Here is a 19,829-nt window from a genome sequence, read left to right on the forward strand (position 1 = left end):
ATTTAGCCCGCGAAGCGGGCCGAGGCCCCTGNTCATGGGCCGAGTCGCGGCGATAGGGCCGGCACCCCTTTTACACGGCGGACTCCGGCGCCTAAAGAACCCAAATCACGGCATGACTCCGCTGTATGGCCTAAGCCCGCGTTACGACATGCCCTCACGTCCCGAGTATGATTAGCCCCTTTCCCAAAACCGGCCCCAGCCACTAAATACCTCCATGGCCCTGCGCGCAACGATTTACAAAGCCGACCTGCACATCGCCGACTCTGACCGCCATTACTACGGCAGTCATGGGCTGACGATCGCACGTCATCCCTCGGAAACGGACGAACGCATGATGGTGCGCTTGCTGGCTTTTGCCCTGCATGCGCAAGAAGGCTTGGCGTTCACCAAAGGTTTGAGCGATACCGACGAGCCCGATGTGTGGTTGAAAGACCTGACTGGCGCGATCGCTCTCTGGATCGAAGTCGGCCAACCCGACGAACGCCGTATCTTGAAAGCCTGTGGCCGTGCCGAACAAGTCATTGTCTATTGCTACGGCGGCCATGCCAGCACCGTATGGTGGGACGGCGTGCGTAACAAACTCGAACGCGCCCGCAATCTGCGCGTCATACACTTGCCTACCGGCCAAACACGCGAACTCGGCGAATTGGCCGAACGCACGATGGATGTACATGTCAACATACAAGACGGCGCCGCCTTTGTGTCCGCAGACAAAGGGCAGGTGACTGTCGAGCCCGAAGTCTGGCGCTAGATCATTTTTTCTGTGGCAAGGCGTGGCTTGCCGCGATTCGTACGGGATGCCGATCTGCGCCGGCCTGGTCGACTGGTTGGACCGCCAACCAGTCTGCTGAATCGCTACGTAGCCGAACGTTGTTCCACGATCTGCCAAAAGCCCGGCAAAAAGCATTCGGCAACCAACAGCGGCTGCCCATATCGCCAAAATACCGAACGCCGCGCCCACAGCGCACCGTTGTCTCCCTCGGCCTGCACCCCCCGCGCTGTCGCATAAAACGGTACGGGCGAAGCCAATTTGCGGCAGACAAACGGCGAGCGTTGAATCGTACGGTCGTGATAAAGCATGTCTGCCAACGGCCGCGTGCGTAGCCGCCGTATCCCTTGCCACACGCCATGCGAAGCTGCCAACGGCGTTAGGCTGCGCGCCACCACGCTATCCACACCATCCACGGACATCAGGATTTCCCGTACCCAAACAGGACGTGCCACCTCAAGCCCCATTCCACGGGCCTCATCCAGCGATACGCCTTCGGCATATTCATTCAACACGCGCAAATCCATTTTGCCCAACTGCCGCAACCCGGCCGTCAACGCGCCAGGACGCATCAACCAGAATTTATGAGTAGGAGTCAACGAAGGCGCGACCGCAGGCTGCCAACCAGTGGCAAGAGGAAGAAAGGCTGTCATACCCGTTATTATGCCAAGTCGCCGGCAACAGATGAAATCCGAGACCTCATCGGCCGGACCTTACCGTCCGAGACGAAAGAGCCAGATCGCAAACATTCTCGAGGCATGCCTACACCGTGAGTTTCTGCCGCGTGCCCAGTGCCGCGCCGGCCCGTAGATCGGAGGGCAGCTCCGCGCAGCGGGGCCGAGGCCGCCTGGTGTTGCGGCCGAGCCGTAGTGATAGGGCCGGCGCGGCACTGGGCACGCGGCAGAAACGGTTTAAGAACGCCACGACGTTAACGGAACAAGGGTCTGAATGAATGCGCTCGGGCACGAGAAGCCATATAGCGCTGTCCAGTAATGCCGTCCAAGCATCCCAGTCTCGTTCAGCCTATAAAATACCCCCTTCGCTACACGCCCACACCGTCGGTCGCGTAGCAGACCACCAAGGCATATGGAAAAAGTACGAATCTCAAAACTGATGTCCGAGCGCGGCCTATGCTCGCGGCGTGAGGCCGATAGTTATATCGAGCGCGGTTGGGTCAAGGTCGACGGCGTCGTCGTATCCGAGCTCGGCGCCAAAGCCTATCCCGACCAAGTCATCACACTGGAACGCGCAGCCCAGGCGCAACAGACCTCTCGCGTCACCATCCTGATCAACAAACCCGTCGGCTACGTATCGGGTCAGGCCGAAAAAGGCTATACCCCCGCCGTCGCCCTGATCGATGCCCGTTCGCGTGACGCCAATGACCGCTCGCCGCTGCGATTTTCCCGAACCCATCTGCAGGGCCTCGCTGTCGCAGGCCGGCTGGATATCGATTCCCAGGGCTTGCTCGTGCTGACCCAGGATGGCCGCATCGCCCGTCAACTCATCGGCGAGGACTCCGACGTAGACAAGGAATACCTCGTACGCGTGCAGGGCCGTCTGGACGACCGTGGCCTGGCCCTGTTGAATCACGGCCTGTCGCTGGATGGCAAGCCCCTGCGTCCCGCCCAGGTCCGTTGGCAAAACGACGATCAACTCTGTTTTATCCTGCGCGAGGGCAAAAAACGCCAGATCCGCCGTATGTGCGAACTCGTGGGCCTGCGGGTCTTGGGATTGAAACGCGTGCGTATCGGCCGGGTCCGACTGGGAAATCTGCCGCAAGGGCAGTGGCGATATTTACGGGACGACGAGCGTTTTTAAAGGCCAAACTTGTGACAGCTGTTTCAGCCGATTACTCGTCTTAATTTAAATTAATAAGTCCGCGCTATCCTGCGCTACGAGTTTGCCGTCGCGTAGTCTTTCCATCAGGAACTCGATGAAAATCCGGGTTTTGGCGGGCAGGAGCCGCGTGTCGGTGACAGCATGGACCGGAAACGGCCCGGCTTGCCAGTCTGGCAGGACGCGTTGCAAGCGTTGCTCCTCGACGTCCTGAAATACGCTTTGTGTCGGGCCTAGAATGGCAATGCCCGCGCCCAGTGATGCCAGGCTGCGCACCATGGCCATGCTGTTGACGGAAAAGCGGTTGCTGGGCGTGATCTCGATGCGTTCGTCCCCGCGCGATAGCGGCCATCGTGTCACGCGGCTATTGTCGGCGCGGAACTCTATGCATTCGTGGCGGGTCAAGTCACTCGGGTGTTGCGGAGTGCCGTGGCGCTTCAGGTATTGCGGCGATGCGTAGAGATAGGCCGATAGCCGTCCTAACAGGCGTGCAATCTGGGTGGAATCGGGCAGGGCGCCGATCTCGATGGAAATGTCGCATGTCTGGAATACCCGCCCGGCATGCTCGGGACTGGCCAGATCTAAATAAAAGGTGACTTCAGGATAGCGTTGAGAAAATTCCAGAAAGGCTTCAGCCAGAAAATCAGTGCCAAAATCGGCCGGCATATTGACCCGCAAGGGTCCCGAGGGCGTTTCGACCAGTTTTTGCAGCTCTTCGTGAGCGATCTGGGCTTCTGAAACAATGCGTTGGCAGCGCGCGAAATATAGCTCGCCCGCCTCGGTCAGTTGTACTTTACGTGTGGTGCGGCTGAGCAATTGCAGCCCCAGCGAGCGTTCCAGCTCGGCTACCTGACGGGACAGCGTTGATTTGGGGATCCCCAGATTGTTGGCAGCCCGGCCGAAATTGCAGGTTTTGGCGACTTCGACAAAGAGTTCCATGCCTTGCAGGCGTTTCATGGCGAAGCTCTTAATGATGGTGAATGAAGGATTATTCCATATATGGGATGATGTTTTCGCTTTTTCCTACTTTGTTTCTCAATTGGGATAAAGCAAAATACCGCGTTGCGCAGTGCAACATTGGGGCACTGTGCGGTTCGAATCGTGAATCAGTGAATCAGGGCTGCGAGTACCACGCCGCAAAGGGTGGTGCGGGCACGTTATAGCTCGGAAAGGATGGTATGAACTACAACGGAATGCGGCGTGGCGCCGCTGTTTTGACCCTCGCAGCGACCGCGCTGGCGTTGGCGGCTTGCAGCAAGACTGCAGAAGCTCCGGCGGGAGGCAAGCCCCAAGTCAGCGTCGTGACCTTGGCGACGCGCCCGGTGGTGTTGACGACCGAATTGCCTGGCCGCACCTCGGCCTACAGAGTGGCGGAAGTTCGTCCGCAGGTCAACGGCATCATCAAGAAGCGCTTGTTCACTGAGGGTGGCGAGGTCAAGGCCGACCAGCAGCTCTACCAGATCGACCCTGCTTTGTACCAAGCCAGCCTTGATAGTCAGCAGGCCGCGTTGGCGCGCGCCCAGGCTCAGTTAAAGACCGCCAATCTGCTGGTGCAACGCTATAAGCCGCTGACCGAAACCCGAGCAGTCAGCCGCCAGACCTATGACGATGCCGTTGCGACGCGCGACCAGGCTGCCGCCGACGTGCAGTCGGCCAAGGCCGCATTGGATACGGCGCGGATCAACTTGGTGTACACCAAGGTCCTGTCGCCTATCGAGGGCATCATCGGCCGCTCGTCGGTCACAGAAGGCGCGCTGGTGACGGCGAATCAGACGGCTGCATTGGCATCTGTGCAGCAGATCGATCCGATCTATGTGGATGTGACGCAATCCAGCGTTGAGTTGCTGCGCCTGCGCAATGCGATCGAGAGCGGATTGCTGCAGCGTGACATGAGCAAGGATTCCGCTCGGGTGTCGTTGGTGCTCTCCAACGGCCAAAACTATGCTGTGGAAGGCTCGCTGGAGTTTTCCGAAATCACGGTCGACGAAAGCACCGACTCGGTGACCCTGCGCGCGGTGTTCCCCAATCCCGATCACAAACTGCTGCCTGGCATGTTCGTGCGCGCCCGCATTCTCGAGGGCACTGCGACGCAGGCCTTGTTGGTGCCGCAGCGCGGCGTTACGCGTAATCAGCGCGGTCAACCAACGTCTTTGGTGGTGAACGCCGAAAACAAGGTTGAGCTGCGTGTGTTGAAAACCGATCGTACTGTGGGCGACCAATGGTTGGTCACGGATGGCCTGAAGGCCGGTGACAAGGTCATCGTTGAGGGCTTGCAAAGCGTACAGCCGGGTGTCGAAGTGACTGCCAAAGAATTCGAGGCGAAATCGGCCGCTGCTGCCGCGACGCCGTCAGCAGCCCCCGCCGCCGCGGCCAAGTAAGGAGCCCGCATGGCCAAGTTTTTTATTGATCGGCCAGTCTTCGCCTGGGTCATCGCCATCTGCTTGATGCTGGCGGGGATTCTGTCGATCCTGAAGTTACCGATAGCGCAGTATCCGAATATTGCTCCGCCCGCCATCAGCATCCAGGTGACGTACCCGGGTGCGTCGGCCCAGACGGTGCAGGATAGCGTGGTGCAAGTCATCGAACAGCAGATGAACGGCATCGATAACCTGAGCTACATCACGTCGGAAAGTAACTCTGACGGCAGCATGACCATCACGCTGACGTTCACGCAGGGCACTAACCCCGACACGGCACAGGTGCAGGTGCAGAACAAGCTGGCCGTGGCACAGCCCTTGTTGCCGCAAGAGGTGCAACAGCAAGGGATACGCGTCACCAAGGCGACCAAGAACTTCCTGATTTTTGCCGGCTTCATTTCGACCGATGGCAGCATGGCCAAGGAAGACTTGGCCAACTATGTCGCGGCTAACGTGCAGGATCCGATCAGCCGTACGCAAGGGGTAGGTGACTTTCAGTTGTTCGGCTCGCAATACGCGATGCGGATCTGGCTGGATCCCGCCAAATTGCTGAACTTCAACTTGACGACCAGCGATGTGGTCAACGCGATCTCAGAGCAGAACGTACAGGTATCCTCTGGCTCTCTGGGGGGCTTGCCGTCTGTGCGTGGCCAGCAGCTGAACGCCACTGTCATCGGCCCGACGCGTCTGCAGACGGCCGAAGAGTTCGGCGAGATTTTGCTGAAGGTCAATAGCAACGGCTCGCAGGTGCGCCTGCGTGACGTGGGAACAGTGTCGCTGGGTGCGCAGAGCTATTCCATCGACAGCTACTACAACGGGACGCCTGCGACGGGTCTGGGTATCAAGCTGGCCCCGGGCGCGAACGCGCTCGACACGGTCGAGGCCGTGCGCCACACGATCAATACGCTCAAGCCGTACTTCCCGCCGGGCATGGAGGTAGTGTACCCGTATGACACCTCGCCATTCGTGTCGTTGTCGATCGAGAGTGTGATTCACACGCTGATCGAGGCCGTCATTCTCGTGTTCCTGGTGATGTATCTGTTCCTGCAGAACTTCCGGGCGACGTTGATTCCGACCTTGGCGGTGCCGGTGGTGCTGTTGGGCACATTTGCCGTGTTGGCGATGTTCGGTTATTCCATCAATACGTTGACCATGTTCGGGATGGTGTTGGCCATCGGCTTGCTGGTGGACGATGCAATCGTGGTGGTGGAAAACGTCGAGCGGGTGATGGCCGAGGAGGGCTTGTCGCCCAAGCAGGCGACACGAAAATCGATGGGCCAGATCACAGGCGCGCTGGTAGGTATTGCGCTGGTGTTGTCGGCGGTGTTTGTGCCGATGGCTTTCTTTGGCGGGTCGACGGGCGTGATTTATCGCCAGTTCTCGATCACCATCGTGGCGGCGATGACGCTGTCGGTGTTGGTGGCTATCGTATTTACCCCCGCGTTGTGCGCGACGATGCTTAAACGCATCCCCAAGGGGCACCACGGTACCAAGAAAGGCTTTTTCGGATGGTTCAACCGGATGTTCGATCGCTCGACCACCGGCTATGCGAATTCGGTTGCGCGCGGCTTGAGCCGTACCAAGCGATTGATGCTGATCTATCTGCTGCTCGTGTTGATCATGGGCTGGCTGTTTACGCGTATTCCAACCTCGTTCCTGCCTGAGGAAGACCAGGGGATTCTGTTCGTCCAAGTGCAGGCGCCGACGGGCTCTACCGCGGAACGCACGAGCGAGACGGTGCGTGAAGCCACACGTTATCTGTTGGAAGACGAAAAGGACGTCGTTGCCTCGGTGTTTGCCGTGCACGGCTTCAGCTTTGGCGGCCGCGGCCAGAACTCGGCCATCATGTTCGTCAAACTGCGTGATTGGGCGGAGCGTCCCGACGCCGAGCAAAAGGTGGGCGCGTTGGCACAGCGAGCCAATGCGTTCTTTGCCACGCATTTGCATGATGCTCGCGTGGCCGCGTTTGCACCGCCTGCAGTGATGGAGCTGGGTAACGCGTCGGGCTTTGACTTCCAGTTGATGGATCAGGCCGGCCTGGGGCATGAAAAGCTCGCCGAGGCCCGGGACAAGTTCCTGGCCGAAGCCGCCAAGAGCCCTGTCCTGGTGGGTACGCGTCTGAACGGGATGGTGGATCAGCCGCAGTATCAACTGAACATCGACCGGGAAAAAGCCCGTGCTTTAGGTGTTGCCGTTTCGGACATCAACAGTACGCTGTCTACGGCGTGGGGCAGTTCCTATGTGAACGACTTCCTGGACCGTGGACGTGTGAAACGCGTCTATGTGCAGGGTCAGGCCGACTCGCGCATGTTGCCCGAGGATCTGAAGAAGTGGTACGTGCGCAACTCGAGCGGTGAGATGGTGCCTTTCTCGTCCTTCTCGTCGGCGGAGTGGGTGTTTGGCCCGCCGCGTCTGGATCGTTTCAACGGCGTGGCGTCGTTTAACATTCAGGGGAATCCGGCGCCGGGCTACAGCTCGGGCGAGGCGATGGCGGAAATGGAACGCATCGCGTCGACCATGCCGACCGGTGTGGGCTATCAATGGACAGGCTTGTCGTTCGAAGAACGTCTGTCGGGCTCACAGGCGCCTGCGCTGTATGCGATCTCGCTGTTGGTGGTGTTCCTGTGCCTGGCCGCGCTGTACGAGAGTTGGGCGATTCCGACGTCGGTGATGCTGGCCGTGCCGTTGGGCGTGATTGGCGTGCTGGTTGCGACCTTGTTGCGTGGCTTGTCGAACGACGTGTATTTCCAGGTGGGGCTGTTGACCACGGTGGGCCTGAGTGCCAAGAACGCCATTTTGATTGTGGAGTTCGCCAAGGCGCACTACGAAGAAGGCGCCAGCCTGGTCGAGGCGGCCGTGCATGCGGCGCGCCAACGTCTGCGTCCTATCCTGATGACGTCCATGGCGTTCATCTTGGGCGTCGTGCCGCTGGCCATTTCGAACGGCGCAGGCTCGGGTAGCCAGCACGCCATTGGTACCGGTGTGATTGGCGGTATGTTGGCAGGCACCTTCTTGGCCATTTTCTTTGTGCCGGCTTTCTTTGTCGTGATGTTGCGCGTGTTCAAGATCAAGCGCTTGAGCGAGCGGCATGACGACGATGATGACGAGCCACAGGACGATAACCGCGCGTTGCCGCACTCAGCGTCGACCCAGCCTGGGGAGCAACCGCAATGATGAACGTTAGAATGCAGCGATCTTTTTTGACGCCGAGCCGCCTCAAGGCAAAAAACGCCCCCTCGGGGGGCAGCGAGCTGAAGGCGCGGCGTGGGGGTCTTTTCCTCATGACGACGCTGGTGACTGCCTTGGCTGGTTGCTCGCTGGCGCCGACTTACGAGCGTCCCGAGGCGCCGGTGAGTGCCGCCTATCCGACGGGCGAGGCCTATACGCAAGCGGGCCAGTCCCAAGGGTCTGGGCAAGGTCCCGTGGCCGATATCGGTTGGCGTGATTTCTATTCGGATCCGCTGTTGCAAAACCTGATCTCGATGGCGCTGACGGCCAATCGTGACCTGCGTGTTGCGGCGTTGAATGTCGAGGAGGCCCGCGCGCAATACCGCATTCAGCGAGCCGACTTGCTGCCTGGTGTGGGTGTCGGCGGCGACGGTTCGGTACAGCGCTTGCCTGCGGATCTGAGCAGCACGGGCAGCAGCAATATCACCCGTTCCTATCAGGTCGGCGGCACGGCGTCATGGGAACTGGATCTGTTTGGCCGCATCCGCAGTCTGAGCGACCAGGCACTGGAAACTTATCTGGCCCAGGACGAGACGCGTATTGCGACGCAGCTGTCGTTGATTTCCGAAACCGCGACCGCGTATCTGACGCTGCGCGCGGATCAGGAACTGCTGAGCCTGACGCAGTCGACGCTGACTTCGCAACAGGATTCGTACCAGCTGACAAAACAGAGTTATGACGCGGGTGTGGCAACGGAGTTGGATCTGAGCCAGGCCGAAGTGTCACTGCGTACGGCGCAGCGTGATCTGTCGACGTATACGCGACTGGTGGCGCAGGCTCGCAACGCGCTCGTGTTGTTGGTGGGTCAGCCTTTGCCGGATGACGTGGTGGCGCAGCTGGATCAGGCAAAGATCTTGCCTGACGGCGTTGTGCCCGAGTCGTTGCCGGCCGGATTGCCTTCGGATTTGTTGGCGCGCCGTCCTGATATCCGGGCCGCGGAGCATCAACTAAGGGCCGCTAACGCCTATATCGGTGCCGCACGCGCCGCGTTTTTCCCGACCATCAGTTTGACGGGTAGCGCGGGCACGGCCAGTTCCAGCCTGGGCGGTTTGTTCGACGCGGGGTCGGGGGCGTGGAGTTTTGCGCCGTCGATCACGATGCCGATTTTTGCCGGCGGCTCGCTGTGGGCAGGGTTGGATGTCGCAAAGGTACGCAAGAACATTCAGATCGCAACCTACGAGCAGACTATCCAGACGGCTTTCCGTGAGGTGGCCGACGCCTTGGCGGGGCAGGGAACCTACCGGACGCAGATCGTGGCACAGCAGCAACTGGTGGCGGCATATCAGCGTGCCTATGATTTGTCGCGACAGCGTTTTGACCAAGGCGTGGATGACTATCTGAGTGTCTTGGATTCGCAGCGCTCGCTGTTTGCCGCACAGCAGGTGTTGGTGGAAACGCGTTTGTCCAGGTTGTCTAATCTGATCACGCTGTATCAGGTGCTGGGCGGTGGTTGGACCGAGAAAACGGTGGCTGCGCAGGATGCTGGCGCGGCAGCTGCTGCACAAGGTGGCGCTACGTCAGCGGTTAAATAAGTATCAGCGGTAGAAAAGAAAACGGGCGGCTCTTGATCAAGAGCCGCCCGTTTCTTTTTGCCTTACGCGCATCAAGCAGTGATGCGCAAAAAACGATCGTGAAATGGCGACGCGCAGCATGCGCGCGCCGCTGATCTTTCCCGCGCTGTTCAGCCGCGTTTTTTAGCGATCATGCCGACCACGAACAGGACGATGATGGCGCCAACGACGGAACCAATCCAACCCGCCGGTTCGCCCGGGGCATACCAACCCATCGACTGGCCGAGAAAGCCCGCGACGACAGAACCCACAATCCCGAGAATCGTCGTAAAGATGATTCCCATGGACTGATCTCCAGGCATGATGGCGCGGGCAATCAGACCGACGACAAAGCCAACGATGATCATGATGATAATGCTCATTCGCACACTCCTGTTAGGCGATGGGTAAACGCTCTGATGATACTCACCGCGGGGGATCGCAGTGTAACAACTCGTATTCAGGGTGTTTGTACAACAACACTGATCGGTTGTCACATCTGTGTGGCATTCGCAACGGTGTTCAGGGGTGTGAAAATCGCGCGGCTAGGGTCGAATCCGTACTGGTGTTCGAATTGCGTCGCGTCCGTTGCCAGCGTCAATACCGATGCCAAAATGAAATCGACTTTGGCGTCCGTCAGCAGGACGCTGAGATTCAGTCTGGTGAAGCCAGGTTTTTCGATTTCACGGCCGTCGAGAATGGCTTGCCGCATGCGGGTCGATTCGTCAGCGTCGATGTCGAGCAGATCGTGCACATAGGGTCCGGCGCAGGCGCATCCGCCGCGGGCTTGGATACCGAATCGATCACTCAGCATGCGGGTGATCAGTTGTTGATGGACAAAACCGCCTTGGCCGTTACGTACGCGGAACGAGAAAATGGGTAGACGTTCGGCCGTCAGCGAGCCGAGCAGTTCGATTTGCGGTGCGTCTTGCCATGTGGCCAGCGCGCGTTGCACCAGCGCTGCCTGGCGTTGCTGCAGGAACGGCGCGCCGATGGCCTCTTTGACCAAGACTGCGAGTGCGGCACGGATGTCGCCGATGACGTTGGGTGTGCCGGCTTCTTCGCGAGATTCGAGGCTGTCGCTGTAATCATGATTGAGAGGAGAGACGAATTTGACGGTGCCCCCGCCCGGCCATGTGGGGGTGGTGTTCAGGACGGCGTCGCGCCGTACGATCAGGACGCCCGAGGCGCCAGGGCCGCCGAGGAATTTATGGGGTGAAAAGACGATCGCGTCGATGGGGGCGTCGGTGGCGGGCGACAGTTGTACGGGCAGGTAAGGTGCGCCGCCGGCATAGTCCCACAGCATTTTTGCGCCGGCTTTTTTCACCTGGCGTGTGATGGCGGGGACGTCTGCGACGATGCCGGTCACGTTCGAGGCGGCCGATAGGGCGCAGATGACCAAGGTATCGTCGTCCGTTTTCAGGGCGGCGTCCAGGTCGTTCAGATCGGGGCCGCCCTGGGGGCTTTCGGCGAGCACGATGAGTTCGGCGCCGGATTCACGCCAGGGCAAGATATTGGAGTGATGTTCGTAGGGACCGATGATGACGCGGACTTTTTTGCCAGCCTTGATAGCTGCATCTACTCCGAACAAATGTACGAGTCGATTGATCCCCGCTGTTGCGCCCGAGCCGGCGAAGATCACGGCATGCTCGGCCGTAGCGCCGCAACATTGCGCGATGGCAGCGCGTGCTTCGCGGCGCAGGCGGGTGATGAACCCGCCGCAATATGAGGCTTCGGTATGCGAGTTGGCGTAATAGGGCAGGACTTTTTCCAGCACGAAGCGCTCGACTTGCATGAGCGCCCGGCCCGAGGCGACATAGTCGGCGTAGATCAGCGGTTTGGGGCCATACGGGCCTTGGACGACTGCGTCCTGACCGATGAGTCCGTCAGCGAGGGAGGCGATGATGTCGCCTGTGTCGAGGTCTGCTTGAAACTGCTGCAACAAGCCCAGCGTGGCGGGCGTTGCGACTGTGTGGGTATCCATCTATGCCGTCTTTGTGGTCATGCCGAAGTGTCCAAATATCATACGATGGAAGGAAATTTGAAACATCACCTAAATTTTCCGGAAAATCGTGGAATTTGGGTCGTATGATCTGATTTATGGAAAAAATAGATAAATTTGATATGGCTATTGTCTCTTGCTTGCAAAGAGACGGCGCGCTGTCGCAGCGGGAGCTGGCGGATCGTGTCGGTTTGTCGCAAAACGCCTGCTGGCGTCGGCTGCAGCGTTTGAATAGCTGCGGGATCATTCGCGGCACGCGCGCCGAGGTGAATGTGGTCGAATTGGGCTTCGACCTGACGGTGTTCGTGATGATACGGACGAGCCGCCATTCCAAGGATTGGGCGGATGCGTTTCGTCAGCACGTGGATCAGTTGCCCGAGGTGACTGAGTTTTATCGCATTGGGGGCGATTGGGATTATTTGATCAAGGTGGTCTGCCGGGGGATGGCGGGGTACGACCGGTTTTACCAGCGGCTGATTACGGGGTTCGAGTTGGCGACGGTGACGGGGTTTTTCAGCATGGAGGCCATCATCGATAACCGGCCGCTGGATTTGCGCTCAATGGAGGGCTGATCGCCTTAGCGGGTCAGCTCGACTAACTGGCGCATGTCCTTGACGATGTCTGCGGTGCTTTCGGTGTCTGAGGCCAGCAGGCGGGCTTTGCCGGTGTTGTCGAAAATATAGACGCCGCGGCTGTGTCTGACGTCGTAGATTTCGGCGGAGTCGCCCGGGCGTGGTTTTTCGATTTGATAGGCGACGCGATAACGGCGGGCGAGATCGGCGATCTGTTTTTCGGTGCCGGTGACGCCGATGGCCTGTTTGTTGAAGGCATCGACGTAGGCCTGGAGTTTGTCGGGGGTGTCGCGGTGGGGGTCGACGCTGACGAATAGGATGCGTACGTTTTGGGCGTCGTCGCCGAGTTGTTCGAGGACGGCGGTGAGTTGCGCCATGGTGGTGGGACAGATGTCGGGGCAACTGGCGTAGCCGAAAAACAGCATGACGGTTTTGCCTTTCAGGTCGTCGCTGGAGACGGTTTTTCCGCCTGCGCCGGGCAATTGGAATTGCAGGTCTGGCAGGTGGCCTTTGACGTCGTAGAGGGTCCAGTTGACGGCTCGATCTCCGCAGGCGGCGAGCAGGGTGCAGGTGGCTAGCAGCAGGGCGCGCCAGAGGTGGCGGGTGAGGATGGCAGGCATGTGGTGTCAGTTAACGCTGAACGCGGATGGCCTGATTCTAGCTGAGGGCGTTGTTGGTTGCGGGGCGTAGGGGTTCTTGAGCCGTTTGNCGNGGCCGGGCAGGCGTGAGGGCGGGGCCTGGTCGGCTGACTCGCTCCCTGAACGGGAGCTCGGCCTTCGTCCGCGGACCATCGGCGGGCCGGGGGCCAAACTCGCTNCGCTGCGCTCCACTCAAACATGGCCCCCGGACTGCCCCCGCCGATGGTTCACGGACTCGGCAGCCTCCAACAGGCTCCGCCCTCACGCCTGCCCGGCCACGACAAACTCAGGGCGTCAAGTTTGTCCGGGGGCGACACACTCAGGGTGTCAGGTTCGTACGGGTGCGAGAGGCTCAGGGCGTCAAGTTTGTGCGGGTGCTACACACTCAGGGCGTCGGGTTTGTACGGGTGTGGCAGGCTCGCATCGTTATGTCTATTCGGCCGTGACACGTTTGCATTGTCACGGCTTCTGGGGGCGACGAGCTCGCGCCATCAGGAGGAGTCGTGGGTTAGTTTGCCATGCCGCTGTGGCGCAGTAAGGCGTCGATGCGGGGAGCGCGGCCGCGGAAGGCGGCAAAGGATTCTGCTGCGGGGCGGGCGCCGCCGACGGCGAGGATTTCTTTGCGGTAGCGGGCGCCGGTGATGGGATCCAGGGTGCCCGTCGCGCTGTTGGCGTTGGCTTTGGCGGCTTCTTCGAATGCCTCGTAGGCGTCGGCGGACAGGACCTCGGCCCACTTGTAGCTGTAGTAGCCGGCGCCGTAGCCGCCGGCGAACAGGTGCGAGAAGGCGTGGGGGAAGCGGTGCCAGGCGGGGGGGAACAAGACGGCGACTTCTTTGCGGACTTGCTGGAGCAGGTCCATGGTTTGCTCGATGGTTGCACCGTCGCTACGGCTATGCAGCAGCATGTCGAATAGCGCGAATTCGATTTGACGCACGGTCTGCATGCCGCTTTGGTAATTGCGGGCGGCGACGAGTTTGTCGTAAAGCGTACGTGGCAGGGCCTCGCCGCTGGTGACGTGGGCCGAGAGGCGTTGCACGACGGGCCATTCCCAGCAGAAGTTTTCCATGAACTGCGAGGGCAGTTCGATGGCGTCCCATTCGACGCTGGAGAATGCCGAGGCGCCAGGCTCGTCGACTTCGGAGAGCAAGGCATGCAGCGCGTGGCCGGTTTCGTGGAACAGCGTGATGACGTCGTCGTGGGTGAGCAAAGCGGGCTTGCCGTCGCCGGGGCGGGCAAAGTTGCAGGTCAGGTAGACGACTGGCGTTTGGACATGATCGCCGAGACGGCGGCGGCTGCGCTCACTGTCGACCCAGGCGCCGCTTTGTTTGCCGGCACGGGCGTAGAGGTCGAGGTACAGGTGGCCGATCAGCGCACCCTCGGGCGATTCGACGCGGACGCCGCGTACGTCGGCGTGCCAGCGCGAGACGTCGGTCTCGCGCAGGCGTACGTTGAATAAGGATTCGATGACCTGGAACAGGCCTTCGAGCACGCGAGGCTCGGTGAAGTACTGTTTGATTTCGTCTTCGGAGTAGGCGTAGCGCGTCTCGCGCAGGCGCTCGGATGCGTAGGGGATGTCCCATGGCTCGAGCTCAGCCAGTCCGAGCTCGCTGGCGGCAAAGGCCTTGATCTCGGCCAGGTCGCGTTCGGCGTAGGGACGGGCACGCGATGCGAGGTCGCGCAGAAAACCGGTGACTTCGTCGGCGTCGCGGGCCATGCGGGTTTGCAGGCGCAACGCGGCAAAGGTGCCAAAGCCCAGCAGGCCGGATTCCTCGGCGCGCAGGGACAGCAGTTCCTCGATGAGAGGGGAGTTATCAAAACGTGTGTCGCCTTGCTCAGAGGCTACGGTGCCATAGGCACGGTACATCTGTTCGCGCAGATCGCGGTCGCGTGCGTATTGCATGACGGGCAGGTAGCACGGCATTTTCAACGTCAGTTTCCAGCCGGTCTGGCCGTCGTCCTGAGCGGCCTGGCGAGTGGCCTGCAGTACGTCGGCGGGCAAACCTGCAAGCTGGGATTCGTCTTCGATGAGCAGCGACCAGGCGTCGATGGAATCGAGGACGTTTTCCGAGAATTTTTGCGTCACTTGAGCCTCGCGGTCGGAGATCTCGGCATAGCGCTCGCGGGCTTCGCCTTGCAGCTCGACGCCGCTCAAGCGGAAATCACGCAGCGCCAGTTCGATGACGCGGCGGCGTACCGGATCCCAGCTGTCGAAATCGCTGGCGGCACGCAGGCGTTGGTATTGTTTGTACAGCCCCTCGTGCAGGCCCACCCAGGTCGAAAATTCCGTCACGAGTGGCAGGGCGGCGTTATATGCCTCGCGCAGCTCAGGTGTGTTGACCACGGCATTCAGATGACCCGCAACGGACCAGGCACGCCATAGACGCTCTGACGCCGTATCCAGCGGTTGCACCACGGATTCCCAATCGGCCGGCAGGCTCGGATCCGCCGCTGTATCAACAGCCTGTCGCGCGCCGATCAGCAGTTCCTCGATGGCGGGCACGATGTGCGCGGGCTGCACGGTGGCATAGTCGATCAGGTCGGAGACGGGGGCTAGCAGGGGATTTTGAGTCATGTGCGGTGTCGCTGCGAATGGGACGGAATGCGATAAAGATGAGGGCGTTTGTGGGGAAAACAAGGGTGGCCCCGGCGGGGGAACTCTCCGGCGATAAAATGCCCTCCCTGCTGCGCAGCTTATCGCAGTTCAGAGGCGATTGGGATGATGGATATTCTTGTGAAGACGCTGATGTGGGGAGCGTCTTTGGTTTTGTTATTGGCCTATTTCTTTGGCGTTACGCTGAGAAAACCGTTCAAAACGGTGGCTATGCATTTTTTGATGGTGCTGGCAGTGCACGCCGTGCTGAGTGCAGTGGCGATCCTGCTGACGAAACATGGTCAGAGCATCAAGTTTTCAGGGCAGCAGGGTTCCCCGGGTTTGGCAGCAGCACTGCTGCTGGGCGTCAAGCTGTACATGGCGGTCTTGATGATTTTTCTGCTCAATTTTTTTGCGGCGTTGGCGCAAAAGGGTGTGAGCTCAATGGCCCAATTTCACACCACGCATAATGCCGCCAATCTGGATCGCCAGCCTGTGCGAGGGTTCTTGCGCCATCAGCGACCCATCGTCAGGGGATATCAGGCCCTGTTCATGGTGGGTGGCGTGTTCATGTTGTGGGCGTTGTGGTTCCGGTTTCGATAGGAGCCTGATGCGGTAGTCAACGATGCCACGGATTTTTGATGGTCCCTGGCATCGTTGTCACACGTCACGCTGCCGCGCGTTCAGCTGCCTCAACGGTATTGACCAGCAGCATGGCGATCGTCATAGGACCAACTCCGCCAGGCACCGGCGTGATGGCACCAGCGACTTCGCGGGCCGAAGCAAAATCCACATCGCCGCAGAGTTTGCCATCAGCGCCACGATTGATGCCGACGTCGATGACGACCGCACCCGGCTTGATCATGCTGCCGGTGATCATGCCCGGTTTGCCCGTCGCAACTACCAGTACATCGGCACGGCGCGTTTGCGCGGCCAGGTCACGGGTCTTCGAGTTGCAGATCGTGATGGTGGCGCCGGCTTGCAGCAGCAACATGGCCATGGGCTTGCCCACGATGTTGCTGGCGCCCACGATGACCGCCTCGGCGCCGCGCAGGGTGACGCCCTCGGATTCCAGCATTTTCATCACGCCGTAGGGCGTGCAGGGGCGGAACAGAGGCTGGCCTGTCATCAACAGGCCGGCGTTGCTGATGTGGAAACCGTCCACGTCTTTTTCAGCCGAAATGGCCTCGATGACCTTGTGGCTGTCCATGTGCGGCGGCAGCGGCAACTGCACCAAGATGCCGTGAATGGACGGATCGCGGTTCAGCGCGTCGATGCGGGCCAGCAGATCGGCCTCGGACATGTCCGCGGGGTATTGCTCTTTGATGGAATGCAGGCCAGCCTTTTCGCAGGCGGCGACCTTGTTGCGTACATAGACCTGCGAGGCGGGGTCTTCGCCGACCAGCACGACGGCCAGGCCGGGACGGGTGCCCTTGGCGGCGAGGGCCTGCACACGTTGTGCGACTTCTTCGCGGATGCGTTGCGACAGGGCGGTGCCGTCGATGATGCGTGCGCCTTGGACGGCGGGTGTAGAAGGGTCCTGCAGGGTCATGCGTGTGCCTCGGGTTTTGCCAGCGCGACTTTCATCAGGTCGGCGACAGTGGTGACTTCCAGTTTTTCCATGATGTTGGCGCGATGCGCTTCCACCGTTTTGATGCTGATGCCCAGATCGTCGGCGATTTGTTTGTTCAAGCGGCCAGCGACGATGCGTTCCAATACTTGCTGCTCGCGCGCGGTCAGGCGGGCCAGCATGGCTTCGTGGTCTTTTTGGGCCTGGAATTGGCTGATGCGCTGGGTCGCTTGCTCGAGCATGCGGGCCACGATCTCCCGCAGGTCCGATTCATTGAAAGGCTTTTCCAGGAAATCGACCGCGCCCTTTTTCATCGTGGATACTGCCATGGGGACATCGCCGTGACCGGTGATGAACACGATGGGCAGCGGGGCGTTGCGGGCCAGCAGCTGCTCTTGCAGCTCGAGGCCGCTCATGCCGGGCATACGCACGTCGGCGATCAAGACGCCGATCTGGCTGGGATCATATTCCTCGAGAAAGGTCTCGCCGCTGGCGAAAGCACGCACGCGATAACCGTTGGCTTCGAGCAGCCAGCGCAATGAATCGCGTACCGCTTCGTCGTCATCGACAATGAATACCGTGCTCGACTGGGGGGGGGTGTTCATGCGTGTAACTCCTCGGGCTGATCGTTCTGCGCGGGTTTTTCAGGCGCGGCGCAGGGCAGTGTAAATCGAAAAATCGTACCGCCGGCGGGATTTGGATCCGCCCAGAGACGGCCGTGGTGCGATTCAATAATGGTACGGCAGATATTCAGGCCCATGCCCAGGCCCTGGGTCTTGGTGCTGAAGAAGGGCTCGAACAGGCGCTCGGGATCCGTCAGGCCATGGCCACGGTCGACGACGGCCACTTCGATCTGCTGCTCATGGGGAATGACAGCGACCTTGAGTTCGTCGGAATCACTCTTGTCCATGGCCTCCAGGCCATTCTTCAGCAGATTGAGCAATACCTGTTCGATCAGAATCGGGTCGGCCAGCACATCGGGCGCGCTCGACGGCACAAACGAATCAATGCGGATGCGGCGTTTGCGTGCGTCGATATCGGCAAAACCGATGGCATTGTCGACGATGCGGCTGATTGGCACGCGCTGGCGGCGCGGTTCGCTGCGTTTTACGAATTCGCGGATGCGGCTGATGATCTTGCCGGCGCGCTCGGCCTGCGAGGCGGCTTTTTCCAGTGCGGGCAGCAGCATGGTGGGGCTGGTGTGGCCAGCCTTGACCAGCGCAACGGCGCCCATACTGTAGTTGGCGATGGCAGTCAGGGGTTGATTCAACTCGTGGGCCAAGGACGAGGCCATTTCACCCATGGTGGTCAGGCGGCTGGTGAGCTGGATTTTTTCTTGCTGCACGCGGGAGGCTTCTTCGTGGTCCCGGCGCTCGGTGATGTCGCGCGCGACTTGCATGCGCACGCGGCGGCCGTCGGTCCAGGCCAGCATGCGGTGGTGCACCTCGAACCAGCGCTGTACCGAGGGGGCAAAGATTTCGATCGCTTCGTCGGTGAACCGGCCCCGGCGTCGTGCCAGCAGCTCGTTGTGTCCACCGGTCTGCGCTCCGAACACGCGACGGTAGGTGCGGTTGGCGAACAGCAGTTCCAGGCCGTCATGGGTATCGGCTGTCACGGAAATCGCGTCGTCCAGCCCCTCGAGCACGGTCATGAAACGCTCGTGCGCGGCGGTCAAGGCCTCGCGAATGCGTTTCGGCTCGGTGATGTCTGTCATCGAGGTCATCCAACCGATTTGCGTGCCATTGGGGTCGAGCAGGGGCGAGACGTACATCCGCGCAGTAAAGCGCGAGCCGTCGCGGCGCTGAGCCTCGATTTCGAGTCCGCTGCTGGGGGTTTTGCCCGAAGTAAGCACATCGAGCGTGTGCTGGTGTTGCTCGTGCCGGCCCGGCACCCAATAGGGGAAAGGGGGACTGCGTCCAATGAGATCCGCCTCGTTCCAGCCGATCATGCGGCAGAACGCCGGATTGACGTAAGCGATGCGGCCCTCCATGTCGAGCACGCGCATCCCCGTGGACATGGAGTTTTCCATGGCGCGGCGAAAACCGGTCTCGGCAATCAAGGCGGCTTCGGCGGCCGAGCGGAAACGGGTGTAACGCCACAGCATCAGCAAGCTGATGATGATCACACACGACAGTGCCAGCACGACCCAGGTCAGACGCTGTTGGCGGACTTCCTGGTCGATGGTCACGAACATGACGCTGTCGTCGTGCAGGCGCTGCAGCCAGAAAAACGCACCCATTACGCACAGATACAGGATCAGCACCACTGCTGGCGTGACCCAATACACGCCCCGCCGGCGTTTGCGAGCGTGGTCGTGAAACGAATTGGGAATGCTGGATTTGTAAGGGCTGGACATGACAGTCGGCACAGATAGACCCGGCATTTTAGAGCGTGTTGCGCCTGCGTGTGCAGTGCAGGGCGCCGGAGTCTGTCATGATGAGGAAAATCGATTCAGGAATTTGTCATTATTCCACATTATGAAATGCCGTACCGCAACATGAAATTTTCACGCAGACAGGTTAATCTTCGCGTTTCGTACTTGCTGCCTGACGCGATAGCATTGACCGTTCAGGCGGCAAAACACGCCCCGGCCAGGAGCCGGACCCCTTTGGATTGCCCGGTCCATGACATTGGAGCGGGCCTGCTCAGAACTCCCA

The 19,829-nt window shown here is 60.3% G+C and carries 16 protein-coding genes; 7 read left to right on the forward strand and 9 right to left on the reverse strand.

Translation table 11 applies throughout. The features are described 5' to 3' along the window. Positions 1 to 214 precede the first annotated feature (214 nt). A complete protein-coding gene (locus ACNA0J_RS27300; RefSeq protein ID WP_415822058.1) occupies positions 215 to 751 on the forward strand; it encodes a YaeQ family protein in 537 nt (178 codons plus the stop codon). A 104-nt stretch (positions 752 to 855) separates the two neighbouring features. On the opposite strand, the gene ACNA0J_RS27305 is transcribed toward ACNA0J_RS27300, so the two are convergent. Continuing rightward, a complete protein-coding gene (locus tag ACNA0J_RS27305) occupies positions 856 to 1,422 on the reverse strand; it encodes a chorismate--pyruvate lyase family protein (protein WP_415822059.1) in 567 nt (188 codons plus the stop codon). 433 nt (positions 1,423 to 1,855) lie between these two features. Between ACNA0J_RS27305 and ACNA0J_RS27310 the strand changes: the two genes are divergently transcribed. Further along, positions 1,856 to 2,587, forward strand: a complete 732-nt coding sequence (locus ACNA0J_RS27310; RefSeq protein ID WP_415822060.1) for a pseudouridine synthase — start codon at positions 1,856 to 1,858, stop codon at positions 2,585 to 2,587. Positions 2,588 to 2,632: 45 nt separating this feature from the next. On the opposite strand, the gene ACNA0J_RS27315 is transcribed toward ACNA0J_RS27310, so the two are convergent. Beyond that, positions 2,633 to 3,562 carry a LysR family transcriptional regulator gene (locus ACNA0J_RS27315; protein ID WP_415822061.1) on the reverse strand — a complete coding sequence of 310 codons (930 nt, stop codon included), beginning with the start codon at positions 3,560 to 3,562 and terminating at the stop codon, positions 2,633 to 2,635. A 236-nt stretch (positions 3,563 to 3,798) separates the two neighbouring features. Here ACNA0J_RS27315 and ACNA0J_RS27320 point away from each other — a divergent pair, with 236 nt between their 5' ends. The 3 genes from ACNA0J_RS27320 to adeC all read left to right on the forward strand — a co-directional run bounded on the left by ACNA0J_RS27320 (position 3,799) and on the right by adeC (position 9,782). Beyond that, on the forward strand, positions 3,799 to 4,983 hold the full coding sequence (locus ACNA0J_RS27320; protein ID WP_415822081.1) for an efflux RND transporter periplasmic adaptor subunit: 1,185 nt from the start codon (positions 3,799 to 3,801) through the stop codon (positions 4,981 to 4,983). Positions 4,984 to 4,992: 9 nt separating this feature from the next. After that, positions 4,993 to 8,196 (forward strand): efflux RND transporter permease subunit, encoded by a 3,204-nt coding sequence (locus ACNA0J_RS27325; protein ID WP_415822063.1) that lies wholly within the window; start codon positions 4,993 to 4,995, stop codon positions 8,194 to 8,196. Positions 8,197 to 8,303: 107 nt separating this feature from the next. Beyond that, entirely contained in the window at positions 8,304 to 9,782 is a 1,479-nt protein-coding gene (gene adeC / locus ACNA0J_RS27330) for an AdeC/AdeK/OprM family multidrug efflux complex outer membrane factor (protein ID WP_415822082.1), read from the forward strand. 149 nt (positions 9,783 to 9,931) lie between these two features. Here the strand turns inward: adeC and ACNA0J_RS27335 are convergent, their stop codons facing one another. Together ACNA0J_RS27335 and ACNA0J_RS27340 are read right to left on the reverse strand one after the other, a co-directional pair. Beyond that, positions 9,932 to 10,183: a GlsB/YeaQ/YmgE family stress response membrane protein gene (locus tag ACNA0J_RS27335; protein WP_415822064.1), complete on the reverse strand. Its 252-nt coding sequence runs from the start codon at positions 10,181 to 10,183 to the stop codon at positions 9,932 to 9,934. 110 nt (positions 10,184 to 10,293) lie between these two features. Beyond that, on the reverse strand, positions 10,294 to 11,784 hold the full coding sequence (locus ACNA0J_RS27340) for an aminotransferase class V-fold PLP-dependent enzyme (protein ID WP_415822066.1): 1,491 nt from the start codon (positions 11,782 to 11,784) through the stop codon (positions 10,294 to 10,296). 116 nt (positions 11,785 to 11,900) lie between these two features. On the opposite strand from ACNA0J_RS27340, the gene ACNA0J_RS27345 reads away from it, so the two are divergent. After that, complete coding sequence (locus ACNA0J_RS27345; RefSeq protein ID WP_415822067.1) at positions 11,901 to 12,374, forward strand: Lrp/AsnC family transcriptional regulator; 474 nt, start codon at positions 11,901 to 11,903, stop codon at positions 12,372 to 12,374. A 5-nt stretch (positions 12,375 to 12,379) separates the two neighbouring features. On the opposite strand, the gene ACNA0J_RS27350 is transcribed toward ACNA0J_RS27345, so the two are convergent. Further along, entirely contained in the window at positions 12,380 to 12,994 is a 615-nt protein-coding gene (locus tag ACNA0J_RS27350) for an SCO family protein (protein ID WP_415822068.1), read from the reverse strand. Between the two features lie 526 nt (positions 12,995 to 13,520). Continuing rightward, positions 13,521 to 15,584: a M3 family metallopeptidase gene (locus ACNA0J_RS27355; RefSeq protein ID WP_415822069.1), complete on the reverse strand. Its 2,064-nt coding sequence runs from the start codon at positions 15,582 to 15,584 to the stop codon at positions 13,521 to 13,523. Positions 15,585 to 15,728: 144 nt separating this feature from the next. On the opposite strand from ACNA0J_RS27355, the gene ACNA0J_RS27360 reads away from it, so the two are divergent. Beyond that, the gene (locus tag ACNA0J_RS27360) at positions 15,729 to 16,205 is read left to right on the forward strand and encodes a hypothetical protein (protein ID WP_415822070.1); all 477 of its coding nucleotides are present in this window, start codon (positions 15,729 to 15,731) and stop codon (positions 16,203 to 16,205) included. Between the two features lie 64 nt (positions 16,206 to 16,269). On the opposite strand, the gene folD is transcribed toward ACNA0J_RS27360, so the two are convergent. Genes folD through ACNA0J_RS27375 form a run of 3 tightly spaced genes read right to left on the reverse strand, consistent with a single transcriptional unit; the run spans position 16,270 to position 19,528 of the window. Continuing rightward, on the reverse strand, positions 16,270 to 17,154 hold the full coding sequence (gene folD / locus ACNA0J_RS27365) for a bifunctional methylenetetrahydrofolate dehydrogenase/methenyltetrahydrofolate cyclohydrolase FolD (RefSeq protein ID WP_415822071.1): 885 nt from the start codon (positions 17,152 to 17,154) through the stop codon (positions 16,270 to 16,272). Then, positions 17,151 to 17,777: a response regulator transcription factor gene (locus ACNA0J_RS27370; protein WP_094821538.1), complete on the reverse strand. Its 627-nt coding sequence runs from the start codon at positions 17,775 to 17,777 to the stop codon at positions 17,151 to 17,153. The genes folD and ACNA0J_RS27370 overlap by 4 nt, the downstream gene beginning before the upstream one ends. After that, on the reverse strand, positions 17,774 to 19,528 hold the full coding sequence (locus ACNA0J_RS27375; protein ID WP_415822072.1) for a PAS domain-containing sensor histidine kinase: 1,755 nt from the start codon (positions 19,526 to 19,528) through the stop codon (positions 17,774 to 17,776). Before ACNA0J_RS27375 ends, ACNA0J_RS27370 begins: the two co-directional genes overlap by 4 nt. Positions 19,529 to 19,829: the final 301 nt, after the last annotated feature.

Origin of the sequence: Bordetella tumbae (genome assembly GCF_965139195.1) — a bacterium.
In the GTDB taxonomy this organism is placed as follows: Bacteria; Pseudomonadota; Gammaproteobacteria; order Burkholderiales; family Burkholderiaceae_B; genus Bordetella_A; species Bordetella_A tumbae.